The 25,842-nt window shown below is 71.7% G+C and carries 20 protein-coding genes; 8 read left to right on the top strand and 12 right to left on the bottom strand.

The genetic code is table 11. The annotated features are described in order from the left end of the window. Positions 1-62: 62 nt before the first annotated feature. The gene (locus ACFT9I_RS04785; RefSeq protein ID WP_382560721.1) at positions 63-797 is read right to left on the bottom strand and encodes a VOC family protein; all 735 of its coding nucleotides are present in this window, start codon (positions 795-797) and stop codon (positions 63-65) included. A 253-nt stretch (positions 798-1,050) separates the two neighbouring features. Here ACFT9I_RS04785 and ACFT9I_RS04780 point away from each other — a divergent pair, with 253 nt between their 5' ends. Beyond that, positions 1,051-2,085, top strand: a complete 1,035-nt coding sequence (locus ACFT9I_RS04780; RefSeq protein ID WP_382560718.1) for a LacI family DNA-binding transcriptional regulator — start codon at positions 1,051-1,053, stop codon at positions 2,083-2,085. Positions 2,086-2,127: 42 nt separating this feature from the next. Here the strand turns inward: ACFT9I_RS04780 and ACFT9I_RS04775 are convergent, their stop codons facing one another. From ACFT9I_RS04775 to ACFT9I_RS04765, 3 genes are all read right to left on the bottom strand, one after another. Further along, entirely contained in the window at positions 2,128-3,924 is a 1,797-nt protein-coding gene (locus ACFT9I_RS04775) for a glycoside hydrolase family 9 protein (RefSeq protein WP_382560715.1), read from the bottom strand. 137 nt (positions 3,925-4,061) lie between these two features. Next, the gene (locus ACFT9I_RS04770; protein ID WP_382560712.1) at positions 4,062-4,709 is read right to left on the bottom strand and encodes a response regulator; all 648 of its coding nucleotides are present in this window, start codon (positions 4,707-4,709) and stop codon (positions 4,062-4,064) included. Continuing rightward, positions 4,700-5,920, bottom strand: a complete 1,221-nt coding sequence (locus ACFT9I_RS04765; RefSeq protein WP_382560709.1) for a sensor domain-containing protein — start codon at positions 5,918-5,920, stop codon at positions 4,700-4,702. Before ACFT9I_RS04765 ends, ACFT9I_RS04770 begins: the two co-directional genes overlap by 10 nt. A gap of 100 nt (positions 5,921-6,020) precedes the next feature. Between ACFT9I_RS04765 and ACFT9I_RS04760 the strand changes: the two genes are divergently transcribed. Then, positions 6,021-7,535: a serine hydrolase domain-containing protein gene (locus ACFT9I_RS04760; RefSeq protein WP_382560707.1), complete on the top strand. Its 1,515-nt coding sequence runs from the start codon at positions 6,021-6,023 to the stop codon at positions 7,533-7,535. A 3-nt stretch (positions 7,536-7,538) separates the two neighbouring features. On the opposite strand, the gene ACFT9I_RS04755 is transcribed toward ACFT9I_RS04760, so the two are convergent. From ACFT9I_RS04755 to ACFT9I_RS04735, 5 genes are all read right to left on the bottom strand, one after another. Then, entirely contained in the window at positions 7,539-8,690 is a 1,152-nt protein-coding gene (locus tag ACFT9I_RS04755; RefSeq protein ID WP_382560705.1) for an XdhC family protein, read from the bottom strand. 76 nt (positions 8,691-8,766) lie between these two features. Next, positions 8,767-10,227 carry an NCS2 family permease gene (locus tag ACFT9I_RS04750; protein ID WP_382560702.1) on the bottom strand — a complete coding sequence of 487 codons (1,461 nt, stop codon included), beginning with the start codon at positions 10,225-10,227 and terminating at the stop codon, positions 8,767-8,769. 205 nt (positions 10,228-10,432) lie between these two features. Beyond that, positions 10,433-12,817 (bottom strand): xanthine dehydrogenase family protein molybdopterin-binding subunit, encoded by a 2,385-nt coding sequence (locus ACFT9I_RS04745; protein ID WP_382560700.1) that lies wholly within the window; start codon positions 12,815-12,817, stop codon positions 10,433-10,435. Positions 12,818-12,819: 2 nt separating this feature from the next. Further along, complete coding sequence (locus ACFT9I_RS04740) at positions 12,820-13,425, bottom strand: (2Fe-2S)-binding protein (protein ID WP_382560697.1); 606 nt, start codon at positions 13,423-13,425, stop codon at positions 12,820-12,822. Positions 13,426-13,427: 2 nt separating this feature from the next. Beyond that, entirely contained in the window at positions 13,428-14,318 is an 891-nt protein-coding gene (locus ACFT9I_RS04735) for an FAD binding domain-containing protein (RefSeq protein WP_382560694.1), read from the bottom strand. A 312-nt stretch (positions 14,319-14,630) separates the two neighbouring features. Between ACFT9I_RS04735 and ACFT9I_RS04730 the strand changes: the two genes are divergently transcribed. From ACFT9I_RS04730 to ACFT9I_RS04720, 3 genes are all read left to right on the top strand, one after another. Further along, positions 14,631-16,343: a PucR family transcriptional regulator gene (locus ACFT9I_RS04730; RefSeq protein WP_382560691.1), complete on the top strand. Its 1,713-nt coding sequence runs from the start codon at positions 14,631-14,633 to the stop codon at positions 16,341-16,343. A 38-nt stretch (positions 16,344-16,381) separates the two neighbouring features. Further along, on the top strand, positions 16,382-16,555 hold the full coding sequence (locus ACFT9I_RS04725) for a hypothetical protein (protein ID WP_382560689.1): 174 nt from the start codon (positions 16,382-16,384) through the stop codon (positions 16,553-16,555). Between the two features lie 158 nt (positions 16,556-16,713). Further along, positions 16,714-17,472 carry a hypothetical protein gene (locus tag ACFT9I_RS04720; RefSeq protein WP_382560686.1) on the top strand — a complete coding sequence of 253 codons (759 nt, stop codon included), beginning with the start codon at positions 16,714-16,716 and terminating at the stop codon, positions 17,470-17,472. Positions 17,473-17,483: 11 nt separating this feature from the next. Here the strand turns inward: ACFT9I_RS04720 and ACFT9I_RS04715 are convergent, their stop codons facing one another. Next, entirely contained in the window at positions 17,484-18,674 is a 1,191-nt protein-coding gene (locus ACFT9I_RS04715; RefSeq protein WP_382560683.1) for an acyltransferase family protein, read from the bottom strand. Between the two features lie 107 nt (positions 18,675-18,781). Continuing rightward, on the bottom strand, positions 18,782-19,597 hold the full coding sequence (locus ACFT9I_RS04710) for a GntR family transcriptional regulator (RefSeq protein ID WP_382560680.1): 816 nt from the start codon (positions 19,595-19,597) through the stop codon (positions 18,782-18,784). A 168-nt stretch (positions 19,598-19,765) separates the two neighbouring features. Between ACFT9I_RS04710 and ACFT9I_RS04705 the strand changes: the two genes are divergently transcribed. Together ACFT9I_RS04705 and ACFT9I_RS04700 are read left to right on the top strand one after the other, a co-directional pair. Continuing rightward, a complete protein-coding gene (locus ACFT9I_RS04705) occupies positions 19,766-20,617 on the top strand; it encodes a (2Fe-2S)-binding protein (RefSeq protein WP_382560678.1) in 852 nt (283 codons plus the stop codon). A 225-nt stretch (positions 20,618-20,842) separates the two neighbouring features. Further along, complete coding sequence (locus tag ACFT9I_RS04700; RefSeq protein WP_382560675.1) at positions 20,843-21,922, top strand: DUF2637 domain-containing protein; 1,080 nt, start codon at positions 20,843-20,845, stop codon at positions 21,920-21,922. A 173-nt stretch (positions 21,923-22,095) separates the two neighbouring features. On the opposite strand, the gene ACFT9I_RS04695 is transcribed toward ACFT9I_RS04700, so the two are convergent. Then, the gene (locus tag ACFT9I_RS04695) at positions 22,096-22,512 is read right to left on the bottom strand and encodes an ATP-binding protein (RefSeq protein WP_382560672.1); all 417 of its coding nucleotides are present in this window, start codon (positions 22,510-22,512) and stop codon (positions 22,096-22,098) included. Positions 22,513-22,731: 219 nt separating this feature from the next. Between ACFT9I_RS04695 and ACFT9I_RS04690 the strand changes: the two genes are divergently transcribed. Next, positions 22,732-25,839 carry an alpha-mannosidase gene (locus ACFT9I_RS04690; protein WP_382560669.1) on the top strand — a complete coding sequence of 1,036 codons (3,108 nt, stop codon included), beginning with the start codon at positions 22,732-22,734 and terminating at the stop codon, positions 25,837-25,839. Positions 25,840-25,842 lie beyond the last annotated feature (3 nt).

The raw sequence follows: 25,842 nt of genomic DNA, 5'->3' as shown, positions 1-25,842 counted from the left end.
CCGCACCGTACTCGGGCTTGCGGACATCCTCTGTCCGCAAGCCCGAGCCCTGCTACGTCATGTCACGTCGCGGCGGTGACCGTGAACAGCGCCCCGTCCGGGTCCCGCAGCGTCGCCTCGTCCACCTCGGCCGACGCGTCCGACCGCAGGACGAGTGAGCCGCCGGCGGCCAGCGCCGTCCCGACCGCCGCCGCCACGTCCTTCACGTTGAAGTGCACGTGCCAGCGCGGCCGGATCTGCGGGTCGGGCGCCGCCTGTACGGCGCCGCCCTTGATCCGTGCCAGCGGCTCGTCGCCGTCGAGGAGCACCGACTGGTCCGCCTCGTGCGCCAGGCGCAGCTTCCCCTCGCCCTCCGGCTCCCAGCCGAGCGTGAGCGAGTAGAAGCGCCCGGCCGTGGCCGCTTCCCTGGTCCGCAGCTCCAGCGAGGCCGAGCCTGCGCCGCGCCCCATCGACCAGTCGGAGCGCACGGCGCCTTCCCAGATGCCGAAGACCGCGCCGTCCGGGTCGACGGCGAGCGCGGCGCGGCCGGTGTGGAAGGCGATCGGGCCGACACCGACCGTGCCACCGCGCTCCCTGATCCGGGCCGCCGCCTCGTCCACGTCCGTGACGTTGAAGTACGGGGTCCAGGAGACGGCGACCTGGAGCGAGGAGGCGAGTGCTCCGATGCCGGCGACGGGCAGACCGTCGATGAGCGCCACGGAGAAGTCGTCACCGAGTCCCGCGCGCCGGTAGGTCCAGCCGAGGACCTTGGCGTAGAAGTCCTGGGCGCCCGGCAGTTCGCGTGCCAGCAAGCTCACCCAGCATGGCGCTCCGGCGACTCCCTGTGCTTTCGGCATCCCGCTCCGTTCCATTGAGAATCACTGCCTTCCCGTACGACCGCACCGGAAGGCTAGTGCCCTTACGTACACGACAGACACCTTTGAATGTATTTGAAGGTAATGCAGCACGGCGGCCCGAGGCTGTCCGCGATATGATCAACCACTTATTGTGGGAGCGCTCCCAGTGGTTGGATGACGGTCCCCCCGACGGAGCCCCGATGGAGGTCGCACGATGGTGGCAAGGGGACGTACGAGCCGGCCCAGCCAGCCCACGCTCGAAGAAGTGGCCGCTCACGCGGGCGTGGGGCGGGGCACCGTCTCCCGCGTCATCAACAACTCGCCCCGGGTACGTGACTCCACCAGACAGCTCGTCCAGCAGGCCATCACCGAGCTGGGCTACATACCCAACCGGGCGGCCCGCGCCCTGGCCGGGAGCCGTACCGACGCGGTGGCGCTGGTGATCCCGGAGACCGAGAAGCGGTTCTTCGCGGAGCCGTACTTCTCGGACGTGCTCCACGGTGTCGGCACGGGACTTGCCGACACCGAGATGCAGTTGCTGCTCACGCTCGTACGGACCGAGAAGGAGCGCGCGCGCTTCCTCCAGTACGCGCGGGCCGGCCGGGTCGACGGCGTGCTGCTGGTGTCCGTGCACGGCAGCGACCCGCTGCCGGATCTGCTCGCCGAGATGGGCCTGCCGACCGTACTGAGCGGCCGCCGCTCGGCCGACGAGTCCGTGAGCTACGTCGACTCCGACAACGTCGGCGGCGCGCGCTCCGCCGTGCGGCACCTCGCGGAGACCGGGCGGCGGCGGATCGCCACCGTCACCGGACCGCTGGACATGTACGTGGCGCAGTGCCGGCTCCGCGGGTATCAGGAGGCCGTGGCGGGCGCCGGGGGTGACGCGGATCTGTCGTGGACGGCGCACGGGGACTTCACCGAGGAGAGCGGGCGGCGGGCGATGACGGAGTTGCTGGCGCGCCACCCGGATCTGGACGCGGTGTTCGCCGCGTCCGACGTGATGGCGGCGGGCGCGCTGCACTCGCTGCGGGCGGCGGGGCGGCGGGTACCCGAGGACGTGGCCGTCGTCGGCTTCGACGACTCCCCCATCGCGGTGCACACCGATCCCGGTCTCACCTCGGTGCGGCAGCCGGTGGAGGAGATGGGGCGGGCGATGGCGCGGGTGCTGCTGGAGGGGATCAACGACCCCGGGGCGCCGCACCAACACGTCGTGCTGCCGACGGAGTTGGTGCGTCGCGCGTCGTCCTGAGCGCGCGCGTGTCGTCCTGAGCGCGCGTGTCGCCGTTCGGCGTCAGCGTGAAGTCAGGTCCGGGGCGGTCGACTTGAGGTAGGTCGCGACCCAGACCAGCGGCGCGTTCCAGTTGATGGTGTTCTCCTTCGAGCCCCAGGCGCTCGGTGCCGTACCGGGCCCGGCGTAGGACTTGGCGGCGGGGCGGCCGGTGGGGGTGACCGGGTCGTTGATGTCGGCGCTGTTCGGTCCGCCGGAGAGCCAGCCCTTGGGGTACGGGGTCTTGGGGTACTGGCCCCAGGCGAGCCGGTCGTGCAGGTCGGTCTCCCGGTGCGGGCCGTAGCCGGTCACGTACGAGATCCGCATGGCGTTGGTGCCGAGCAGATAGTCCATGGCCCGGTGCATCGCCTTCAGATGGCGGCGGTCGTGACCGATGTCGTACGCGGTGCCGAGCAGCATCATCCGGTTGACGATGGCGGAGTTGGAGCCCCACGGGTAGGCCTCGGCGCCGGAGAGCAGGGCCGGATACCCCTCCCGCTTCTGGGTGTTGACCAGTCTGTCGGCGGCGGTGCGCAGGCTCGCGCGCATCCGGGCGAGGTCGGCGGCGGGCAGTTTGTTGGGCACGGCGAGGAGGGAGAGGCTGCCGGCGGCGGCGACCCGGCCCCAGTCGACGGGGCCGATCTCGCCGTAGTGCGCGGAGCCGGTCACGGCGTTCCGGTAGCCCTTGGCGGCGCGGTCGGCGCGCTGCTCGGCGGTGAGGTACAGCTCGGCGGCGGCCGCGTAACGGTCGTCGCTGTTCTGGGTGTCGGGGTAGTCGCCGCCACCCTCGGCGTCGGTGCCGTCGTTGGCCTCGGGGTAGTCGACGTCGGGGCGCGCCTCGGCGCGCTTGAAGGCTTCCTGCGCGGACGCCCAGAGCGCGGTGGCCCTCTTGGCGTCGAACTTCCGCAGTACGCGGGCGAGTTGGGCGTTCGTACGGGCCACCGCGTATGTGGCGTTGGTGGACGGCGGCATCGCGGAGCGCGGCATGGCGTTCTCGGCGGCGATGTCCTTGACCGGGAACGCGCTCCAGGTGTGGTTGTGCACCTTGTGCGACGCCAGGCCGGTCCTGGGCAGCATGCCGGACATGAAGCGTGAGCCGTGGGCGACCTCGTCGAGGATGTCGGGCACGCCGTTGGCGCGCTCCGGTACCGCCAGGCTGCCGTCCGCGTACGCCGTGTGCTCGCGCTCGTAGAGGTTCAGCAGCGTCCAGGCGGAGATGGCGTGGTTGACGGGGTAGATGCCGAAGTCGCCGGCGTCGGCCCAGGAGCCGGCGACATTCAGCCGCTGCGCCTTGCCCCCGCTCTTGCCGCACCAATTCTTGTAGCAGGGAACGGACTTGTCGCCGGGGTGCAGGGCGGCGTGCGCGTGGGCGGCGTGCTGGAGGTACTCGGCCTTGACCGGGGTGCCCATGCGGTGGAAGTAGAAGTACTGCATGGCCTCGCGTCCGAGGTCCGGGTAGAGCGGCTTACGGGTGACGGTGAACGGCACGCTGGTACCGACGCCCGCGACCGTGAGCCGGCGGACCCCCTGGCCGGTGGCCCGCGAGAAGTCGGCCTGGTGGACATGGTCGCCGGACGCCTTGTCGGCGCCGACGACACGGGTGGTGCCGGAGGCGACGTTGCGGCCCTTGTCGTCCTTGAGCTGCCACTTGAGGGGCTTGGTGGCCGCCGCGACGACGGTCGCGATCTTGTCGGCGCCGGTGGCGTAGCCGATCTGGTTGACGAGGACGGGGCCGGGATCGGCGGGACGGGGGCCGGGCTCGGCGGGCACCACGGCGGCGACCAGGGCGAGCGACAGCGGGAAGAACAGGGACGTACGCATGGATCGGCTCCTCCGCGCGGCACACCTGGGATCGGGTCGCGCATACCATAACGGAGGATTCTTGGCATATCGGACAACACTCCGACGATGTGCGGCTTTCCCGCCGACGGACCGGGGCCCCGCCTACGCCGGGCCGGTCAGCCGCGCAGATACGCCAGCACGGCGAGCACCCGGCGGTGGCCCTCGCCGTCCACGTGGAGGTCCAGTTTCTGGAGGATGGCGCTGACGTGCTTGTTGACCGCCGCCTCCGTCACGTACAACTGGCGCGCGATAGCCGCGTTCGCGCGCCCCTCCGCCATGAGGGAGAGCACTTCGCGCTCCCGGGGGGTGAGCCGCTGGAGCGGATCCTGCTGCCGGTGCAGGAGTTGGCGTACGACCTCCGGGTCGACCACCGTCTCTCCGGCGGCGACGCGGGTGACCGCGTCGACGAATTCCGTGACCGCGCTGACCCGGTCCTTGAGGAGATAGCCGACACCGCCGTTGCTGCCGAGGTCGAGCAGCCGGGCTGCGTAGGACTGTTCGACGTACTGGCTGAGCACCAGGACGGGCAGCGCGGGATGTTCGCGGCGCAGGGCGACCGCGGCGCGCAGGCCGTCGTCCGAGTGGTCCGGCGGCATGCGGATGTCGGTGACGACGATGTCGGGGCGGCGCGCACGGACCGCCGTGACCAGGCTGTTCGCGTCACCGACCTCGGCGGCGAGCCGGTGGCCGAACCGGGTCAGGACGCCGACCAGGCCGTCCCGCATCAGCGGGGAGTCCTCGGCGAGCACGATGGTCAGCGACATGGGATCTCCACGTGGAGCAGGGTCGGTCCGCCCGCCGGGCTGGAGATCCGGAGTCGGCCGTCGGCCGCCGCGATCCGGTCGGCGAGGCCGACCAGCCCGGTCCCGGCCGCCGGATCGGCGCCGCCCACGCCGTTGTCGGTGATGCTGAGCGTCAGTACGTCGGCGTGCAGCCGGGCGTGCACCTCGGCGCGGGTGGCCGCGCTGTGCTTGGTCGCGTTGGCGAGGGATTCGGCGACGACGAAGTACGCGGCCGTCTCCACGGCGGCGGGCGGGCGGTGCGGCAGCCGGATGTCGACGGTGACCGGCAGGGCCGAGCGGGCGGTGAGATTGCCGACGGCCTCGGGCAGCCCGTGGTCGGTCAGCGCCTTGGGGTGCACGCCCCGGCTCAGCTCGCGCAACTCGTTCACCGCCAGGGCGACTTGCTCCTGCGCGGCGTCGAGCTGCCGGGCGACGGACGAACCCGGCTCCGCGTCCAGCCGGGCCATGCCGAGCCGGACGTTGAGCGAGACGAGCCGCTGCTGGGCGCCGTCGTGCAGATCCCGCTCGATCCGGCGGCGCTCCGCGTCGAAGGAGCCGACGAGCCGGGCCCGGGAGGCCCGTACCTCGGTCAGCTGCCGGCCGAGTTCACCGTCGCGCGGTGCGAGGATCGCCCGGGTCATGGCGGCCCGCGCCGTGGCCCAGACGGTGATGGTGTACGGCGCGACCGGCACCAGGAGCACCGCGACGACCACCAGCGGCCAGGCCCCCGGATCGTCGACGGGTGAGGTGGCGAGCAGCACCGGGACGGCGAGCGAGAGCCCCAGTACCAGCGCGTCCATCCACCACATCGCGGCCAACGACGCGGCGGTGAAGCCCAGTTCACGCCAGGTGGCGGGCTCCCGCAGCCGCGTGGCTAGCCAGCCGCGCAGTCCGGGTTCGGCCGGCGGGCGGTGCGGATCGGGGAGCGGGTCGGGGTCCATCAGCCGCACGCGCCGGCGCTCGACCCGGCTGACGACGATGCCGGAGAGGCTCACCCCGAGCAGGATGACGGCTCCGACACCCACGACCAGGGAGACGACACCGGCAAGGGTCATCGCCAGCAGGACCACCAGGACGAGCGCGCCGAAGAGACCGCCGGTGAGGAGGTAGAGGAACGACCGCCAGGGCCAGGCCGAGGTGAGGAACTTCCACGGGCTCCGGGAGACGGCCCGCCAGGCTGTTGTGTGCTGCACACACCGACCGTAGCCGGGGGCCGTGGTCCGGACAGTAGGACCAGCACTACCTTCGTACTCCCGCGCACGCCAATGTGCCGGACCCCCGGTCGGCGGTGGGATGACCGGCATGTGGATCAGAACGAAGAAACAGGCCCTGGTGCTGTCCCTCGGCCTCGCCGTCGCGGCGCTGGCGGGCCTCTCGCCCGCCGCCCTCGCCGAACCGGCCCCCGCGACACCCGCCGCCCTCACGCCCGCCGCGATAGACCGCTTCCTGAACGACTATCTGGAGGAGACCGGGCTGCCCGGCGCCGTGGTGGCCGTGACCCGGGGCGACGACGTCGTCCACACCGCCGGATACGGGCACACCGCCGGTGGGCTGACGATGACCGGGCGGACCCCGGTCCCCGTGGCCTCGCTCTCCAAGTCCATGACCGCGCTCGCCGTCATGCAGCTCGTCGAGGCGGGGAAGGTCGACCTCGACCGGCCGGTCCGCGCCTACCTGCCGGAATTCACCATGGCCGACGGGCGCGCGGCGCGGATCACCGTCCGGCAGTTGCTCAACCAGACGTCCGGCATGGCCGATTCGGCCTTTCCCGATCTGACACTGCCGCAGGCGCACACGTTGAAGGGAGCGGTCGCCCGGATGCGCGGGGCGCGTCTCGCCGCCGAGCCGGGGACCCGGTGGAGCTACCACAACCCGAACTACTTCGTCGCGGCCCGGCTGGTGGAGGTCGTCACCGGGGAGCCGTTCGCCGACCGCCTCCGTACGCACCTGTTCGCGCCCCTGCGGATGGCGGACTCGCGCTCCGTCGACTCCACGACCGACATGCCCGAGGACGCGCGGGGGTACGTACGGGCCTACGGCCGCGTGATCGAGCGCGGGCATCCGCGCTGGTTCACGGCGGGCGGGCACGGGGTGGTCACCACCGCCGACGACCTCGCGCGCTGGCTGATCGCGCAGAACAACGGCGGTGTCGGCGCGGACGGGCGACGCGTCGTCTCGGCCCGGAGCGTGGCCACCATGCACACGCCGCCGAAGGGCGAGGAGTACGCGATGGGCTGGTCGCTCGGCGAGGCAGGGGAAGGCGGCGGGCCGCGGGAGATCCGGCACACCGGTGAGCTGCTGACCCAGAACGCCATCCAGATCCTGCTGCCGGAGCGGAGGATCGGTATCGCCGTCGTCAGCAACACCGGCATGATCTCCGGCGACGACAGTGCGGGCATCGCGGACGGCCTGCGGGACCTGGCCGAAGGCCGCTCGCCGGAGATCGTGAAGCCGTTCACGATGACCGCCGACCACGTCCTGGCCGCGCTCACCCTGCTCGCTCTGGGGCTGGGCACGCTCGGCACCGTACGGGCGGCGGGCTGGGCGCGGCGTGCGGCCGGGCGCCCGCTGTGGCGTGCGGGTTCCCGGGCTCTGCCGTACGCGGCGTTGGTCGCCCTCTTCCCGTTGCTCCCGGAGCTGGTGGGGCTGCTGATGCGGCGCGAGGGCACGCTCGACCAGGTGCTGTACGTGTGGCCCGCGCTGTACGTGTGTGTCGCGGCGGCGGCCCTGGCATCGGCCGTGGTGATCGCGGTACGGGGTGTGCACACGGTCCGGGCGGTCCGGCGGGAGCGGGCGACCGCCCCGTAACCCTCAGGCGACCGAGCCGATACGGCGAGCGGACGCCCGGTTGCCGTCGTGGTGGATCGGGGTGTGCGCGCCGGTCAGGGAGACCCCGGTGCCGCCGCGCCGGTTCGCCACGATCTCCGCCGCGATCGACAGCGCGGTCTCCTCCGGCGTACGCGCGCCCAGGTCCAGGCCGATGGGGCTGCGGAGCCTCGCCAGTTCCAGTTCGGTGACGCCGACGCCGCGCAGCCGCTCGTTGCGGTCCAGGTGCGTGCGCCGGGAGCCCATGGCGCCGACGTAGGCGACGGGCAGTTTGAGGGCGAGTTCCAGCAGGGGGACGTCGAACTTGGCGTCGTGGGTCAGGACGCAGAGCACCGTACGCCCGTCGGTCTCCGTGGACCCCAGGTAGCGGTGCGGCCAGTCCACGACGATCTCGTCGGCGTCCGGGAAGCGGACGCGGGTGGCGAACACGGGGCGGGCGTCACACACCGTGACGTGGTAGCCGAGGAACTTCCCCACCCTGACCAGGGCGGACGCGAAATCGATCGCACCGAAGACGATCATGCGCGGGGCGGGCACGCTGGACTCGACGAGCAGCGTCAGCGGCTGCCCGCAGCGCGAGCCGTCCTCGCCGATCGTGACGGTGCCGGTACGGCCCGCGTCCAGCAGGGCGCGGGCCTCGTCCGCCGCCGTCTCGTCCAGCGCCGGGTGGCCGCCCAGCGTGCCCTCGTACGCTCCCCCGGGCCGTACGAGGAGGGCTCGGCCCCGTAGTTCCGCCGGCCCGTCGGTGAGCCGGGCGACCGCCGCCGCCTCCCCTCCGGCGGCGGCGGACAGCGCGGCGCGGAACACCTCCCGGCCGGGAGAGTCCGCGAGTACCGGGGTGACGAGGATGTCGATGACTCCGCCGCAGGTCAGGCCCACGGCGAAGGCGTCCTCGTCGCTGTAGCCGAAGGTCTGGAGGACGGTCCGGCCGTCGTCCAGGGACTCCCGGCACAGGTCGTAGACCGCGCCCTCCACACAGCCGCCGGAGACCGAGCCGATCGCCGTGCCCTCGCTGTCCACGGCGAGGGCGGCGCCCGGCTGCCGGGGCGCGCTGCCGCCGACGGCCACGACGGTGGCCACGGCGAAGTCACGTCCCTGCTCGACCCACCGGTTCAGTTCTTCGGCGATGTCCAGCATGTCGGCCTCCTCTGGTCTCTCAGTATCGGATGTGCGGAGGGTCGCGGCGCGTCGGCGCCGACGGGGGCGGGCGGGGTCAGCTCACGCCGAGCCAGCCCTCGATCGGGTGGAGCGCGAAGAAGACGAGGAAGATCACGGTCAGTCCCCACATGAACGCCCCGATCTCCCGGGCCCTGCCCTGGGCGATCTTGATGGCGACGTAGGAGATGACGCCGGCGGCGACCCCGGCGGTGATCTGGTAGGTGAACGGCATGATCACGACGGTCAGGAAGACCGGTACGGCGACGGCCCGGTCGTTCCAGTCCACATGCTTGGCGTTCTGCATCATCATCGCGCCGATGACCACCAGGGCGGCCGCCGCGACCTCGCCGGGGACGATCTGGGTGATCGGGCTGAAGAACAGGCACGCGGCGAAGAAGAGGCCGGTGACGACGGAGGCGAAGCCCGTACGCGCCCCCTCGCCGACACCGGTCGCGGACTCCACGAACACGGTCTGGCCGGAGCCGCCCGCGACACCGCCGACGACCCCGCCCGCGCCGTCGATGAACAGCGCTTTCGACAGTCCCGGCATCCGGCCCTTGTCGTCGGCGAGCTTGGCCTCCGTACCGACGCCGATGATGGTGGCCATGGCGTCGAAGAAGCCGGCGAGCACGAGCGTGAAGACGATCATGCCGACGGTCATCGCGCCGACCTCGCCCCAGCCGCCGAACTCGACGTCCCCGAAGAGCGAGAAGTCCGGCATGGAGACGGCGCTGCCGGTCAGTTCGGGCGGTCCGCTCGCCCATGCCTTGGCGCCGATGACACCGGTGGCGTTCAGTACGGCGGCGACGACCGTGCCGACGACGATGCCGATCAGGATCGCGCCGGGCACGTCGCGCGCCTGGAGCATGAAGATCAGCAGCAGGGTGACGGCGAAGATCAGGACGGGCCAGCCGGCCAGTTCGCCGGCCGGGCCCAGGGTGACGGGTCCGCCGCCCTGCGAGGCGTGTACGAAGCCGGCCTTGACCAGGCCGATCAGCGCGACGAACGTACCGATACCCATCGTGATCGCGTGCTTGAGCGCGAGGGGGATGGCGTTCATGATCATCTCGCGCAGGCCGGTGACGACCAGCAGCATGATCACGACGCCGTACATCACGCACATGCCCATGGCCTGCGGCCACGTCATGTTGGGCGCGACCTGCGTGGAGATCACGCCGGAGACGGAGAGCCCTGCGGCGAGGGCCAGCGGCACCTTGCCGACGAAGCCCATGAGCAGCGTGGTGACGGCCGCGGCGACGACGGTGGCGGTGATCAGCGCGGGCTGGCTGAGCACATTGCCCGCGACGTCCTTGCCGCCCAGGATGAGCGGGTTGAGCAGCAGGATGTACGCCATGGCCATGAAGGTCGTGACGCCGCCGCGCACTTCACGCGCGACGGTGGATCCCCGCTGGGATATGTGGAAATACCGGTCGAGCCAGGACCTTCCGGCCGGGGGACGCGAGCCTGAGCCGGCGTCCTCGGCGGTTGTCCTGGGCTCCACGGACTGCTGGGTCATGGTGCCTACTCCCAAGGTTCACAGGGGCACCCGCGTGGTGATTTCAGATGCGGGATTTGGGATGGTGCGTGGGCTGCACGACCCGGGGGACGGCCCGAGGCGAACTGGGTTTTCCTACAAGGGTGTTGCGTTGATGTGGTGCCGTACTGCCGCGAGCGGTGCGGCGGTTGGGGACCGGACAGGGCTCACTGCCCGGAGCGTCCGATCACGTGCCGGTGAGGTGCTCCGGCCGTACCGGTGTCCTGTTCAGCTCCAGACCCGTCGCGTTCCGGATCGCCGCGAGCACGGCGGGAGTCGACGACAGGGTCGGGGCCTCGCCGATGCCACGCAGCCCGTACGGCGCGTGCTCGTCGGCCAGTTCGAGCACGTCGACGGGGATCGTCGGCGTGTCGAGGATGGTGGGGATCAGATAGTCCGTGAAGGACGGGTTGCGCACCTTCGCGGTCTTCGGGTCGACGATGATCTCCTCCATGACCGCCACGCCCAGGCCCTGGGTGGTGCCACCCTGGATCTGGCCGATGACCGACAGCGGGTTGAGCGCCTTGCCGACGTCCTGCGCGACGGCCAGCTCGATCACCTTGACCAGGCCCAGCTCCGTGTCGACCTCGACCACCGCGCGGTGCGCGGCGAACGAGTACTGGACGTGGCCGTCGCCCTGCCCCGTTCGCAGGTCGAACGCCTGGGTGGGCCGGTGGCGCCACTCTCGTTCGAGGTCGACCGACTCGCCCTCCAGGACGTCCACCAGATCGGCCAGGACCTCGCCGCCGTCGGTGACGACCTTGCCGTTCTCCAGCAGCAGTTCGGCCGTGGCCCAAGCGGGGTGGTACGTACCGAACTTGGCGCGGCCGATCTCCAGGACCCGCTCGCGGACGTGCTCGCAGGTGTTCTTGACCGCGCCGCCCGTGACATACGTCTGACGGGACGCGGAGGTCGAACCGGCCGACCCCACACGGGTGTCGGCGGGCTGGATCGTCACCTGCGCGACGCCCAGTTCGGTGCGGGCGATCTGCGCGTGGACGGTGACGCCGCCCTGGCCGACCTCCGCCATCGCGGTGTGCACGGTGGCGACCGGCTCGCCGTTGATGACCTCCATCCGCACGCGGGCGGTGGAGTAGTCGTCGAAGCCCTCGGAGAAACCGACGTTCTTGATGCCGACCGCGTAGCCCACACCCCGTACGACGCCTTCGCCGTGCGTGGTGTTGGAGAGCCCGCCGGGCAGCGCCCGTACGTCGGCGGCCTCGCCCGCCGTGAGCCACTGCTGCTCAGGCGGCAGCGGTCGCGCCTTGACGCGGCGCAGCAACTCGGCGACGGGTGCGGGCGAGTCGACGCGCTGGCCGGTCGGCAGGAGGGTGCCCTGCTCCATGGCGTTGAGGCGGCGGAACTCCACCGGGTCCATGTCGAGCTTGGCCGCGAGCTTGTCCATCTGCGCCTCGTAGGCGAAGCACGCCTGTACGGCTCCGAAGCCGCGCATCGCGCCGCACGGCGGGTTGTTGGTGTAGAGCGCCAAGGCCTCGATGTCGACGTCCTCGACGACGTAGGGGCCGACGGAGAGCGACGAGGCGTTGCCGACGACGGCCGGGGACGCGGAGGCGTACGCGCCGCCGTCCAGCACGATCCGGCACTTCAGATGCGTGAGCTTGCCGTCCTTGGTGGCCCCGTGCTCGTACCAGAGCTTCGCGGGGTGGCGGTGGACGTGCCCGAAGAAGGACTCGAAGCGGTTGTAGACGATCTTGACGGGCTTGCCGGTACGAAGCGCGAGGAGGCAGGCGTGGATCTGCATCGACAGGTCCTCACGGCCGCCGAAGGCGCCGCCGACGCCGGAGAGCGTCATACGGACCTTGTCCTCGGGCAGGCCGAGGACGGGCGCGATCTGGCGGAGGTCGGAGTGCAGCCACTGCGTGGCGACGTACAGGTCGACGCCGCCGTCCTCGCCCGGCACGGCGAGGCCGGACTCCGGGCCGAGGAACGCCTGGTCCTGCATGCCGAAGACGTACTCGCCGGAGACGATCACGTCGGCGCGCTTCGCGGCCCCGTCGGCGTCGCCGCGCACGATGGGCTGGCGGTGCACGATGTTCGGGTGGGACACATGGCCGGCGTGGTGGTCGTCGCGGTTCTCGTGGATCAGCGGCGCGTCCTCGGCCGTGGCGGACGCCTCGTCCGTGACGACCGGCAGGTCGGCGTAGTCGATACGGATCTTGGCGGCGGCGCGGCGCGCGGTCTCGGGATGGTCGGCGGCGACGATCGCGACGGGCTCGCCGTGGTGGCGGACCTTGCCGTGCGCGAGGACGGGGGTGTCCTGGAACTCCAGGCCGTACCGCTTCACCTCGGTCGGCAGGTCGTCGTAGGTGAGGACCGCGTAGACGCCGGGGGTGGCCAGTGCCTCCGCCGTGTCGATCGACCGGATCTCGGCGTGCGCGACGGTGCTGCGCAGGGTGTGGCCCCAGAGCATGTCCTCGTGCCACATGTCCGAGGAGTACGCGAACTCGCCGGTGACCTTGAGGGTGCCGTCGGGGCGGAGCGTGGACTCGCCGATGCCGCCCTTGGTCGTGGAGCCCTGGGTGATGTTGGTGGGTGTACCGGTGGTTGCCATGGTCAGACCGCCTCGGACTGCCGGGCGGCCGCGAGGCGGACCGCGTCGAGGATCTTCTCGTAGCCGGTGCAGCGGCAGAGGTTGCCGGAGAGTGCCTCGCGGATGTCCGCGTCGGACGGCGAGGGGTTGCGCTCCAGCATCTCGTCGGCGGTGACCAGGAGTCCGGGGGTGCAGAAGCCGCACTGGACGGCGCCCGCGTCGATGAACGCCTCCTGGATGGCGGAGAGTTGACCGCCTTCGCCGGTCTGGGAGTCGGTGCCCGTGGCGCCCTTGGCCTGCCACTGCTGGGCCTGCTGGATGCTCGTACCGCAGCCGTCCGCGGGGGCGCAGCCGGCGCCGGGGTGGGCGTCGGCGCGGTGCTTCGAGTAGTCGGCCAGGCCCTCGACGGTGACCACGTCGCGGCCCTCGACCTGGCCGGCCGCGACGAGACACGCGCAGACGGGCACGCCGTCGAGGCGGACCGTGCAGGAGCCGCATTCGCCCTGCTCGCAGGCGTTCTTCGAGCCGGGCAGGCCCATGCGCTCACGCAGGACGTAGAGGAGGGACTCGCCCTCCCAGACGTCGTCGGCCTCCTGCGGACGGCCGTTGACCGTGAAGTTCACGCGCATCGTTATGCAGCTCCTTCAAGCGTGTTGCGGGTGCCCCGGTACTGCTCCCAGGTCCAGCCGAGCGTGCGGCGGGCCATGATGCCCACCGCGTGGCGGCGGTACTTGGCGGTGCCGCGCACGTCGTCGATCGGGTTGCAGGCGCCGGACGCGAGGTCGGCGAACTGCTTGGCGATCGAGGGGGTGATGACCTTGCCGTTGTCCCAGAAGCCGCCCTCCTCCAGCGCCGCGTTGAGGAAGTCCTCGGCGGCGCGGGCCCGCAGCGGGGTGGGCGCGGCGGAGCCGATGCCGGTCTTCACGGTGCGGGAGTCGGGGTGCAGGGCGATGCCGAACGCGCAGACCGCGATGACCATCGCGTTGCGCGTGCCGACCTTGGAGAACTGCTGCGGTCCGGACGCCTTCTTGATGAGGACGGACTTGATCAGCTCGTCCGGGGCGAGCGCGTTGCGCTTCACGCCCGTGTAGAACTCCTCGACGGGGATGTGGCGGATGCCGCGTACCGACTCGACCTCCACCTCGGCGCCGGCGGACAGGAGCGCCGGGTGGGAGTCCCCGGCGGGCGAGGCCGCGCCGAGGTTGCCGCCGACGGAGCCGCGATTGCGGATCTGGGGCGAGCCGACGGTGTGCGAGGCGAGCGCCAGTCCGGGCAGCTCGGTCCGCAGGTGTTCCGTGATCTCGGTGTACGGGACGGAGGCGCCCAGCCGGACGTGCTCCTCGCCGACCGCCCATTCGCGCAGTTCGCCGATGCGGTTCAGGTCCATGAGGTACTCGGGCCGCCGGTGGTCGAAGTTGATCTCGACCATGACATCGGTGCCACCCGCGATGGGGACGGCGGTGGGGTGCTCGGCCTTGGCGGCGAGCGCCTCCTCCCAGCCTGCGGGGCGAAGGAAGTCCATGAGTGGCTCTCTTCATTCGTGATCGGTCGTTCACTGGAGCCCGGGGACGGCCGGAGTCTCGGCTTCTGGTCTTTTTCTCACGCGCATGTTCACTAGCTGTTAACGCTGCGTGGCCCAAGTACACCGGGCCGTGCTCCGTCCGGTGCAGTCACCGAAACCATGAAGGAGTTGGCTGGGCGGCTTCCGGGTCTTGTAGATTCGAACAAATGGCGCCGCGGCGAACGCTCGCGGAACGCCGCACACCCACCTTGCTCACCCGGACGACGATCGGGACACGGGCCGGGGACGACGAGACAGATCGGCGGCGACGAGATGCGGCTGCGCGCACTGCTGGAGACCGACGCGCTGGGCCTGCGGCTGCTCGGCGGCCAGGACGAGCTGGACCGGACCGTACGCGGCGTGATGACCACCGACCTGCGGGACCCGAGCCGCTATCTGTCGGGCGGTGAGCTGGTCCTGACCGGTCTGGCCTGGCGGCGTACGCCCGAGGACTCCGAGCCCTTCGTACGGCTCCTCGCGGGCGCCGGGGTCGCGGGGCTCGCGGCCGGTGAGGCGGAGCTGGGCGCGATCCCGGACGACCTGGTCCGGGCGTGCGCACGGCACCGGCTGCCGCTCTTCGCGGTGAACGAGACCGTCGCGTTCGCCTCGATCACCGAGTACGTGGTGCGGCAGGTGTCCGGCGAGCGGGCCGGGGATCTGGCCGCCGTCGTCGACCGGCACCGCAGGCTGATGACGTCGGGTCCGACCGGCGGCGGTCCTGAGGTCGTCCTGGACCTGCTCGGTACGGACCTCGACATGCGGGCCTGGGTGCTCTCGCCCACCGGGCGGCGGATCGCCGGCGCGGGTGAGCCCATGTCCGCCGCGGCGGGCGCGGCGCTGGCGGCGGAGCATCTGACGGCGACGCGCGGCGGGCGGCGGGCGCCGCACCGGGTGGCTTTGGGCGGTACGACGTACTCGCTGTTTCCGGTACGCGGTCCGGGCCGTGCCGCGGCGCCCGGCGGCCTGGCCGGGGACGTACGGGAGAGCGTCCTGTCCGACTGGCTGCTGGCCGTGGAGGCGGACGCCGGTGAGTGGGGCGCGCCCCGGCTGGATCTGCTCCAGGGCGTCACCCAGCTGATCGCGGTCGAGCGGGACCGGCGGGACGCGGCGCGTACGGTACGGCGCCGGCTCGCCCAGGAGATCCTGGAACTCGTCCAGACGGGCGCCCCGCCCGCCGAGATCGCGGCGCGGCTGCGGGTCGCGGCACCGGTGCTGCTGCCCGGCCAGGGGGCGGCCCCGCACTGGCAGATCGTGGTGGCGCGGGTCGACTGGGAGGGCGAGGGCGGCGCGGTCGAGGCGGGGGCGGTCGCCCAGTCGCTGCTGGAGGAGATCCTGGTCGATCCGGCGGCGGCGGGCATGGAGTCGGGCGACCGGATCGCGGTGGCGCACACGGGCGGCGAGGCGATCGCGCTGGTACCGATGCCGGCGCCGACGCCTTCGGACGCCGAGGGCGAGGACGAGGACGGTACGGATCCGAAGGCGGCGGACACGGGCCTCCAGGCGGACGTGCTGCTGGCGGCCGTACGCGAACCGCTGGCCGCCGGACTCGCCGACGACGGCCGGCTGACCCTGGGCGTCAGCGCGGCGGTGCAGTCGGCGGAGGGTCTGCGGGGCGCGCTGGAGGAGGCGCGCCACGCCCGCCGGGTGGCCGCGGCCCGCCCCGGCCGGGTGTGCGCGGCCGGGCACCACGAGCTGGCCTCCCACGTACTGCTGCTGCCGTTCGTCCCGGACGACGTACGACGCGCGTTCACCGCGCGGCTGCTCGACCCGCTGCGGGACTACGACCGCCGCCACCGCGCCGAGTTGGTCCCGACACTGGAGGCCTTCCTCGACTGCGACGGCTCCTGGACCCGCTGCGCGGGCCGTCTGCATCTGCACGTGAACACGCTGCGGTACCGGGTGGGCCGTATCGAGCAGCTGACGGGCCGCGATCTGTCCCGCCTGGAGGACAAGCTGGACTTCTTCCTGGCGCTCAGGATGAGCTGACGGCGCGGGCGGCGCGGGTCCCGTCACCCGGTGCCAGGTTGACCGCCGTCACTCGTGGCGGTCACGACGAGATCCAACTGTTCGACGTGGACCGGCCCGTGGCCGTCCTCGCCGTGAACTCCCCACCGCCCGGCGACGGATGGATCTCGCTGGTCAGCCCGGGTGCGGGCGGTCCCGACCGGCCGCTCGGAGGGGGCTTCCGGAGGCCCTGACGGAGCATCGAACGGCCCGTTGTCGACCCCTTGTTGACCAAGGCATTGTGAATTTTTTCACCTGAGCTATTGGCCCGGCGTGCCGATCCGTGCTGAGATGCGGGAGAACTCAACAGCACAATGGCGCGCTCGGGGAGGGCAATGTGGCGGATACCGCCATGTCTGGTTCCGGATCCACTGCCGGGGACGACCCACTCCAGACCGCGGTATGGCGGTTGCGCTCGCGCGGCTGTTGGACCGACGCTGCCGCCCTGCTCGCACCCCATCCGGGAGCCGCGCCCTCCCTCCAGCGAGCGTCACTGCTGGTGGAGCGCTGCCTGTTCACCGGGGACGGCTGGCCCGAGGCCGAGGACGCGCTCCGGGTCGCGGAGGCCACCGCGCGGGAGGACGACGAACGCGGCGGCGCCGCCAGCGAGCGCGGTCATCTCGCGTACGCGGCCACGATCCTCGGCGTGCGTGACCGCGCCGACGAGGCGCGTGCCGCACTCGGCAGGGCCGCCGCGCTGCTCACGCCGACGGCGCTCGGCCGGCCGCTGCTCGACTTCCGCCGCGGCCTGATCGCCGAACACCTCTCGGACTCCCCGCAGTCGGCCCTCGCCGCCTACCGCCGCGCCCACGCGGGCGCCACCGCGCACGGCCAGACCCTGCTGCTCTCCTTCACCTGGCGCCATCTGGCCGGACTCGCCCTGCGCGAGGGCGAGTTGGCGGAGGCCCGGCACGGCTTCGGCGAGTCGCTGCGGATCCGCGAGGAGCTGGGCTATCTGGTCGGTACGGCTCCGGCACTCGCGGCACTGGCCGACGCGGAACCGGAGCCGGAGGCGACCCGGCTGCGTGCGGAGGCGGGACGGCTGTTCCGCCTGCTGGACGGCGTCCCGACCTGGCTGGCCGCGCAACTCGCACCGAGCACGGCGGCCTGAGCCACGACGGCTCAGGGCCCGCTGATCGAACCGGACGTCGCCGGGTTGGGGTCACCCACCCCCGGCGCCGCCGGTCGGCTCGCCTGCGGGCCCGCCTTGCGCAGCAGTCGCTCCAGCGGATGCTCGACCCACTGGTACGCCATCCCCGCGAGGGCCAGGCTGATCACGATCGCCACCAGCCAGAACCCGGCGGTGCCGGCCAGGGACTCCGGGCGGTCGAAGCGGGCCAGCAGCGCGCGGATGACGATCTCGTGCACCAGGTACCAGGCGAACGACCAGTGCCCCAGCCGTACCGCCCACGCCCCGCCGAGCCCCGTACGGCTCCCTCGCAGGTCCGCCTGCGCCGCCGCGCACACCAGCAGGGCGAAGATCGGCGCGGAGAGCAGTTGGGAGGCGCTGTACGGGCTGTACCAGAGGCTGTCGGGGACGGCGTCGCGCCACGGGACGAGCGCCAGATGCCAGAGCACGACCAGGCCGATCGCGGTCGGCAGCCCGACGGGTGAGCGCCAGCCGCGCTTGATGGCGAGGCCGGCGGCCACCCCGATCACGAACTGGAGCATGCGCGTCGGCGGGAAGTAGTCGAGCAGCCATACGCGGGTGGAACCGGTCTCGATCAGCGCACTGGCGAACCACACACCGACGAGCGCGACGGTCATCACCGCCGCGACCCAGAAGCGGCCCCGGCCGGACTTCAACAGCGGCAGCAGCATCAGGAGCGGGAAGATCAGATAGAACCAGGCCTCGTCGCTGAGCGACCAGGCCGCCGGGTTCGCGCCCCTCTGGATGAGCGGGTCGGGCACCCAGGCGTGCACCATCAGCAGCGTCGCGAGTACGGCCTTCGTCGACACCGCCTTGCCCATGGCGATCCAGACGGCGACGGAGGCCGCCGACGTGACGACGAGCAGGGGCCAGATACGGGCGAAGCGCCGCCACAGGAAGACCTTGGCGGGCACCCGCTGCCCGTCGTAGGTCCAGGCGAGTACGAAGCCGGACAGGACGAAGAAGAAGGTGACGCCGCTGCGCCCGTACCAGGTCGCCTCGCTGAGGCCCGGGATCTCACCGACCTGCCGTGACAGGTGGTAGAGGACCACGATCAGCGCTGCCCAGAACCGCAGACCCGTCAGGGACGGCAGCCTGTCCCGGCCGGCGAGACCTGACCGATCGGCAGTGGCGGTTGGCTGCGGAGCACTGCTGGCGCGCATGACGTCCCGTGGTGTGGGTGACCGGAAGATGAAGAGTGAGTGACGCTACCCGTACACGCGCGCGATACCAAAGCCGGGGACACGTGCCGCGCGCCAGGGCTGAGCGGTCAGCCCGCGCCGCCCGTGAAGTGCTCCCGTGCGAGCGTGCGCACGACCGGCAGATCCCCCGCGATCAGCGCGTCCAGCAGGGCGGAGTGCTCGGCGGCGTCCGCCACGAGCGCGGCCCTGATCGTCCTCGGGGCGCCGGTGAGGGGCCACTGCGCGCGGCGGTGCAGGTCGGCGGCGACCATGACCAGCTGCCGGTTGCCGGAGAGGCCGAGGAGGGCGCCGTGGAAGGCGCGGTCGTGGTCGGCGTAGGCGGCGAGATCGCCGCCCGCCGCCGCCGTGACGGTCGCCTCGGCCAGCGGGCGCAGTTCCGCCCAGCGCTCGGCGGCGACGGTACGGGCCAGCCCGAGCATCACCGGGACCTCGATCAGCGCGCGTACCTCGGCCAGCTCGGCAAGGTCGCGGGCGGTGCGCTCGGTGACCCGGAAGCCGCGGTTGGGCACGACCTCGACGGCGCCTTCGAGTACGAGCTGCTGCATGGCCTCGCGCACGGGCGTGGCGGACACCCCGAAGCGCTCGCCGAGTACGGGGCCGGAGTAGACCTCGCCGGGCACCAGCTCGCCGCTGACGAGGGCGGTACGGAGCGCGTCGAGGATCTGGCGGCGCACAGAGTGACGACGCACCGTACGGCGTACGCCCGGCTCGGAGGGGGTGGCGGAGCCGGCGGGCGCGGGGCGGGGCGCGTCGTGGGTGTGCTCCCCGCGTGCCTGCTCGGGGACCCGTGGGGTGCCGCCGACCTGCGTCCGAACGGGTGAGGGCGCCGGATCCGGGATGCCGGAGGGCGCGGAAGCGTCGTCGTGTGCACTGCCGTGCTCCACCGCGCCTCCTTCCTCCGATTGCCGTGTTCGGCCAGCTCATTCCACCTCGGCTCGCGCGAGCCGAGCCTCCGGAGCACCATAGGCGGACAGGGTGACAGTTCAAACATCTGTCGTGTCGGGTAAGGTAAGCCTCACCTTCAAACGATCGCGATTCGGTGGTCCCCACGAATGTCTGCGCACGCTCTGCTGCCCGGCCGGTTCACCTCACCGGTCGCCGATGCCTACCGGCGACTGACCGAGGTGTTCCCCTCGCTGGGCATCGACGAGCTGACGGACAGTGAACGGCCGACGACGGACGACGGCTGGGTCGGCGCCACCGACCTCGCGGCGGGCGGCCCCGCCGTCGACACCTATCTCGCCTGGGACGAGGCGCAGGTGATCCGCGACTACGGACAGCGGGCCCGCCCGGATGTCGTCGCGACCTTCGGACTGCACCGCTACGCCTGGCCCGCCTGCCTGCTGATCACCGTGCCGTGGTTCGTGAGCCGCCGGGTGCCGCGCGTGCCCGTCGAACACGTCTCCTTCCAGCGGGCGCGAGGCCGGATGGCCGTGCGCGTCGACGAGTTCGCCTGTCTGCCCGACGACCCGGCCGCCGCGCTGCCGGGCGCCAAGGTCGTCCCGGACGAGGAGGCGCTGCGCGCGGAGGTGCGGTCGGCGGTGGCCGAGCATCTCGGCCCGGTGCTGGCCGGCTTCGGTCCGCGCATGCGCCGCCGCAACCACGCCCTGTGGGGCATGGCGACGGACGAGATCGTCGAAGGTCTCTGGTACGTCGCGCATCTGCTCGGTGAGGAGCGGCGCGCGATGGCCGAGCTCGAACTGCTGCTGCCGGGCACGACGAAGCCGTACGTCGGTACGGCGGGCTTCCGCGAACTGCGCGGCCCCGGCGGCGAATCGCTGCCCACCAGGGACCGGGCGAGCTGCTGCCTCTTCTACACACTGCGGCCCGAGGACACGTGCGTGACCTGCCCGCGCACATGCGACTCCGACCGGGTCCGCCGGCTGACCGCAAACAGCAACTGACGCTCCTGCGGGGTTCGTCGAACCATGCCACCCGTCCAGGTGGCATGAGGGTGGTCAGAAATCGAACGCAACCCGCCCTCCCCATGCGCCCGTTCGAGCAGATCGCACCTATTCGCGTGTCCTTGCGCCTCGTTGGCGTTCTCTTGTCCCGAAACCCTCTGAGCACGGTCGCGGTTCGGCCAATATGGCGCCCGAAACGCCCCACTGCGATGCAAGGGACACCGCATGCGACTGACCGACATAACGCTCAACTGGCTGCTTCCGGGCGGCGTGATGCTCGTCGGGGTCCTGGCGGCGGTGGCAATGATCGCGCGCGGCAAGCGCGCCGGCGTCAAGACCGCGGCCGAGGACTCCTGGGAACGCAGCGAGGAACGCCGCAGACGGAAGGAAGCGGTCTACGGGACCGCCTCCTACGTACTGCTGTTCTGCTGCGCCGCGGTGGCCGCCGCGCTCTCCTTCCACGGGCTCGTCGGCTTCGGCCGGCAAAACCTCAACCTCACGGGCGGCTGGGAGTATCTCGTCCCGTTCGGCCTCGACGGGGCGGCGATGTTCTGCTCCGTACTGGCCGTGCGCGAGGCCAGCCACGGCGACGCGGCTCTCGGCTCGCGGCTGCTGGTGTGGACGTTCGCCGGGGCCGCCGCCTGGTTCAACTGGGTGCACGCGCCGCGCGGACTGGAACACGCGGGAGCACCGCAGTTCTTCGCCGGCATGTCACTCTCCGCCGCCGTGCTCTTCGACCGGGCACTGAAGCAGACCCGGCGTGCCGCGCTGCGCGAACAGGGCCTGGTGCCACGTCCGTTGCCGCAGATCCGGATCGTCCGCTGGCTGCGCGCGCCCCGTGAGACGTTCGGCGCCTGGTCGCTGATGCTTCTCGAAGGCGTACGTACGCTGGACGAGGCGGTCGACGAGGTACGTGACGACCGCAGGCAGAAGGCGCAGAACAAGCACCAGCGGCGCGAGCAGGAGAAGTTGGGCCGCGCGAGGATCAAGGCGCTCAACCGGCAGCACCGGGCCTGGGGGCGCGGCCGTGGCCGCCAGATCGAAATGGCGGGGGCGGCGGCCGTACCGGCCGTGGGCGGCGGGAGCGGTTCACCGCCGGCGGTGGGCCCGGCGGCGCCGGAGCCTGTCATACCCGAACTCCGAGAACCGGACGAGTTGCCCGTACGACCCCGGCCCTCCCTTCAGGCAGTGAAGGGTTCCGAGGGCCGCACCGTTGACCTGACCGCCGAGGACGACACGCAGGCGCTGCCACGGCTCGACTCCCTGGAGCGCAAGCTCAAGGACCTTGAGCAGCAGTTCGGCTGAGTGCCGAGGTGAAGGTGAACACGAGACCGGCGTGACGGGAGACCGTCGCGCCGGTTCGTCGTCCCAGGAACGTACGTCAACGGCGTCAGTCAAAGGCGCAGGTCAACGGCGCAGGTCAAGGGCGCAGGTCAACGGCGCAGGTCAACGGCGCAGGTCAACGGCGTGAGAATCTCTCAGGCCGTCTCGCCGTTCAGCTCGAACCAGACCATCTTGCCCAGCCCCTGTGCCCGTACTCCCCACGCGTCGGCCAGGCCCTGCACCAGCACCAGCCCTCGCCCGTGCGTCCCGTCGTCCTCGGTCGGCTCGTTCGGCGTCGGCGGCGCTTCGACGAAGTCCCGCACTTCCACCCGTAGTTGGGAGTCCGCGACGGTGGCCTTGACCACGGCTCCGTGCTCGGTGTGCACCAGCGCGTTGGTCACCAGCTCGCTCGTGAGAAGCTCCGCCACCTCCGCCGATTCACGTGCTCGCCAGTGGCTCAGCAGCTCACGCAGCGCGTGCCTCACCTCCGGCACCGCCGTGAGATCGGCGCTCTCCACTCTGCGGAGCAACTGCTTGCGCAGCAGTCGCGCCTGCTCCCCCGTGCCTTTCATGTCTCCTGTCCCCCCATGCCGCTACTGCTTGAACGAGCTTCCTCTCTTGAACGCTCTACCCGAGATGCATTCCCCACTCACCACCGGCCACTCATGACGATCCGGGATGGTGACAGTGAGTGCCCGACGCGCGTCATGGGAAGTGAGGGGTTGCGAGATCGGCCGGACACCTGGAGTCTGCCGTTCCGGAAGGCTGAGCCGTAGACCTGAGGAGCCTTGATGCACGACGATCGCACCCTGGTGGAGGGCCGACTGGAGCGCGCCCTGCGCCAGTTCATCCGTCCCGCGCAGTACGCGGCGAGGACGCCGCTCGCCCTCTCGGTCTGGGAGGTGCCGGGCGAGCCGGTGCCCGTGGGGCAGGCTCTGCAGGGCACGTACGCGCCGTTCGAGACCGGTACGCCCTGGGGTCCGCCCTGGTCCACGAGCTGGTTCCGGCTGGAGGGCATCGTCCCCGACGAGTACGCCGGGCGTCGTGTGGAGGTCGTGATCGACCCGGGCTTCACCGGCGAGGGACCCGGCTTCCAGGCCGAGGGGATGGTGTACGACGCGGCCGGTGTGCCCATCAAGGGGGTGCACCCGCGTAACCGGCACGTCCCTGTCGGGGCGCCCGCCGCCGGCGGCGAGGCGGTCCATCTGCTCCTCGAAGCGGCGGCCAACCCGTCAATGCCTGGCGACTTCACGCCGTCGGCTCTCGGAGACGTGACGACCGCCGGTGACAGCCCGCTGTACTCGTTCGCCGCCGCCGACATCGCCGTGCTGGACGAGAACGTGTGGCATCTGGTGCTCGACATCGAGGTGCTGTCCGAACTGATGGCGGAGCTGCCCCTCGACCGGTCGCGGCGGCACGAGATCCTGCGCGCCCTGGAGAACATGCTGGACGCGCTGGACCTGCACGACGTGGCGGGTACGGCGGTGGCGGCCCGTGCCGAGCTGGCGGAGGTCCTGGCGAGTCCGGCCGCGCCCAGCGCCCACCGCGTCTCGGCCGCCGGGCACGCGCACATCGACTCGGCGTGGCTGTGGCCGCTGCGCGAGACCGTGCGGAAGGCGTCGCGGACGTTCGCCAACGTCACCGCGCTCGCCGAGGAGTATCCGGAGCTGGTCTTCGCCTGTTCGCAGGCCCAGCAGTACGCGTGGGTCAAGGAGCACCAGCCGCACATCTGGGAGCGGATCAAGAAGGCCGTGGCGGACGGCAATTGGTCGCCGGTGGGCTCGATGTGGGTGGAGTCGGACGCCAACATGCCGGGCGGCGAGGCGCTGGCCCGGCAGCTGGTGCACGGGATGCGCTTCTTCCGGGAGGAGTTGGGGGTCGAGACGGAGGAGATCTGGCTGCCGGACTCCTTCGGCTACACGGCCGCGTTCCCCCAACTGGCCAAGCTGGCGGGCGTGAAGTGGTTCCTGACGCAGAAGCTGTCGTGGAACCAGTCCAACAAGATGCCGCACCACACCTTCTGGTGGGAGGGCATCGACGGCACGCGTGTCTTCACGCACTTCCCGCCGGTCGACACCTACAACGCGCAGTTCCACGCGTCCGAACTGGCCCACGCCGAGCGGAACTTCGCCGACAAGGGCCGGGCGTCGCGCTCGCTGGTCCCGTTCGGCTGGGGCGACGGCGGTGGCGGTCCCACCCGCGAGATGCTGGAGAAGGCGCGCCGGCTGAAGTCCCTGGAGGGCTCGCCGCGCGTGGAGATCGAGAAGCCCGCCGCGTTCTTCGCGGCCGCCGAGGAGGAGTACGGGGAGAAGGCCCCGGTCTGGTCGGGCGAGCTGTATCTGGAGCTGCACCGGGCGACGTACACGACGCAGGCGAAGACCAAGCAGGGCAACCGGCGCAGTGAACACCTGCTGCGGGAGGCCGAGTTGTGGGCGACGGTCGCCGCGCTGCGGACGCCGTCGTACGCGTATCCGTACGAGGAGCTGGACCGGCTGTGGAAGACGGTGCTGCTGCACCAGTTCCACGACATCCTGCCGGGCTCGTCCATCGCCTGGGTGCACCGGGAGGCGCGGGACACCTACGCGGCGGTGCGGGAGGAGCTGACGGAGATCACCGCGGCGGCCGTCGCGGCGCTCGGCGGCAGCGGTGCGGCGGTGCTCAACTCCTCGCCGTACGAGCGGACCGAGATCGTCGAGACCGACACGGCGGACATCGCGGAGGGCGCGGCGACGCAGGCGCTGAACAGCCACGGGCGGTCGGCGGCGCTGGTGCGGGTGCCCGCGCTGGGCGCGACGGGGCTGGCCGCAGCCGAACCGGTGGGCGGGACCCCGGACGTCACGACACGCGCCGAGGGCTCGGACGTCATCACCCTCGACAACGGGCTGCTGCGGGTCACCGTCGACCGCGACGGCCTGCTCAGCTCCGTCCGCGATCTGACGGCGGACCGTGAGGTCCTGGCGCCGGGCAGCCGGGGCAATCTGCTCCAGCTGCACCCGGACCACCCGAACCACTGGGACGCGTGGGACATCGACCGGCACTACCGGAACCGGCACACCGACCTCACGAAGGCGGAGTCCGTTCAGCTGGTCGAGCAGGGGCCGCTGCGGGCGACGGTCCGGGTGGTCCGTACGTTCGGCTCGTCGTGGATCGTGCAGGAGATCCGGCTCGCGGCCGGCAGCCGGCGCCTGGACGTCGTCACGGAGGTCGACTGGCAGGAGTCGGAGAAGGTCCTGAAGGCGGCGTTCCCGCTGGACGTGCACGCCGAACGGTCCACCGCCGAGATCCAGTTCGGGCATGTGCACCGCGCCACTCACACCAACACCAGTTGGGACGCGGCCCGGTTCGAGATCTGCGCGCACCGCTGGCTGCGGGTCGCCGAGCCCGGGTACGGCGTGGCGGTGGTCAACGACTCGACGTACGGCCACGATGTGACGCGCAGCGCGCACGACGAGGGGCTGGGGACGACGGTACGGCTGACGCTGCTCCGGGCCCCGCACAGCCCGGACCCGGAGACGGACCTGGGCACCCACAGGTTCAGCTACGCGCTGGTACCCGGCGCCGAGGTGACCGACGCGGTCCGTGAGGGCCTGGCGCTCAATCTGCCGCTGCGGGTCGCCGCCGCTCCCCCGTCGGCGCCGCTGGTCGCCGTCGACCATCCGGCGATCACGGTGGAGTCGGTGAAGCTGGCCGAGGACCGCAGCGGCGATGTGGTGGTACGGCTCTACGAGTCGGCCGGCAACCGCGCGTCGGGCCTGCTGCGGACCGGCTTCCCGGTCGTATCGGCCCAGGTCACCGATCTGTTGGAGCGTCCGCTGCACGAGGCGGGGACGGGGGCGGACGGTCTGCGGGTGGCGCTGCGGCCGTTCCAGATCCTGACGCTGCGGTTCACGCCGGCGTAGTGA

The organism is Streptomyces sp. NPDC057137 (assembly GCF_042670825.1).
Taxonomy (GTDB): Bacteria; Actinomycetota; Actinomycetes; order Streptomycetales; family Streptomycetaceae; genus Streptomyces.
Note: the sequence above shows the minus strand (reverse complement) of the source record. Positions and strands in the feature narration are given on the sequence as shown.

Excerpts from the sequence above, each read along its gene's own strand:
- ACFT9I_RS04740 (WP_382560697.1), bottom strand. The coding sequence starts at position 13,425 with ATGCGCGTGAACTTCACGGTCAACGGCCGTCCGCAGGAGGCCGACGAC.
- ACFT9I_RS04695 (WP_382560672.1), bottom strand. The coding sequence starts at position 22,512 with ATGAAAGGCACGGGGGAGCAGGCGCGACTGCTGCGCAAGCAGTTGCTC.
- ACFT9I_RS04730 (WP_382560691.1), top strand. The coding sequence starts at position 14,631 with ATGCGGCTGCGCGCACTGCTGGAGACCGACGCGCTGGGCCTGCGGCTG.
- ACFT9I_RS04705 (WP_382560678.1), top strand. The coding sequence starts at position 19,766 with ATGTCTGCGCACGCTCTGCTGCCCGGCCGGTTCACCTCACCGGTCGCC.
- ACFT9I_RS04780 (WP_382560718.1), top strand. The coding sequence starts at position 1,051 with ATGGTGGCAAGGGGACGTACGAGCCGGCCCAGCCAGCCCACGCTCGAA.
- ACFT9I_RS04745 (WP_382560700.1), bottom strand. The coding sequence starts at position 12,817 with ATGGCAACCACCGGTACACCCACCAACATCACCCAGGGCTCCACGACC.
- ACFT9I_RS04750 (WP_382560702.1), bottom strand. The coding sequence starts at position 10,227 with ATGACCCAGCAGTCCGTGGAGCCCAGGACAACCGCCGAGGACGCCGGC.
- ACFT9I_RS04775 (WP_382560715.1), bottom strand. The coding sequence starts at position 3,924 with ATGCGTACGTCCCTGTTCTTCCCGCTGTCGCTCGCCCTGGTCGCCGCC.
- ACFT9I_RS04715 (WP_382560683.1), bottom strand. The coding sequence starts at position 18,674 with ATGCGCGCCAGCAGTGCTCCGCAGCCAACCGCCACTGCCGATCGGTCA.
- ACFT9I_RS04770 (WP_382560712.1), bottom strand. The coding sequence starts at position 4,709 with ATGTCGCTGACCATCGTGCTCGCCGAGGACTCCCCGCTGATGCGGGAC.
- ACFT9I_RS04700 (WP_382560675.1), top strand. The coding sequence starts at position 20,843 with ATGCGACTGACCGACATAACGCTCAACTGGCTGCTTCCGGGCGGCGTG.
- ACFT9I_RS04690 (WP_382560669.1), top strand. The coding sequence starts at position 22,732 with ATGCACGACGATCGCACCCTGGTGGAGGGCCGACTGGAGCGCGCCCTG.
- ACFT9I_RS04720 (WP_382560686.1), top strand. The coding sequence starts at position 16,714 with ATGTCTGGTTCCGGATCCACTGCCGGGGACGACCCACTCCAGACCGCG.
- ACFT9I_RS04755 (WP_382560705.1), bottom strand. The coding sequence starts at position 8,690 with ATGCTGGACATCGCCGAAGAACTGAACCGGTGGGTCGAGCAGGGACGT.
- ACFT9I_RS04760 (WP_382560707.1), top strand. The coding sequence starts at position 6,021 with ATGACCGGCATGTGGATCAGAACGAAGAAACAGGCCCTGGTGCTGTCC.
- ACFT9I_RS04735 (WP_382560694.1), bottom strand. The coding sequence starts at position 14,318 with ATGGACTTCCTTCGCCCCGCAGGCTGGGAGGAGGCGCTCGCCGCCAAG.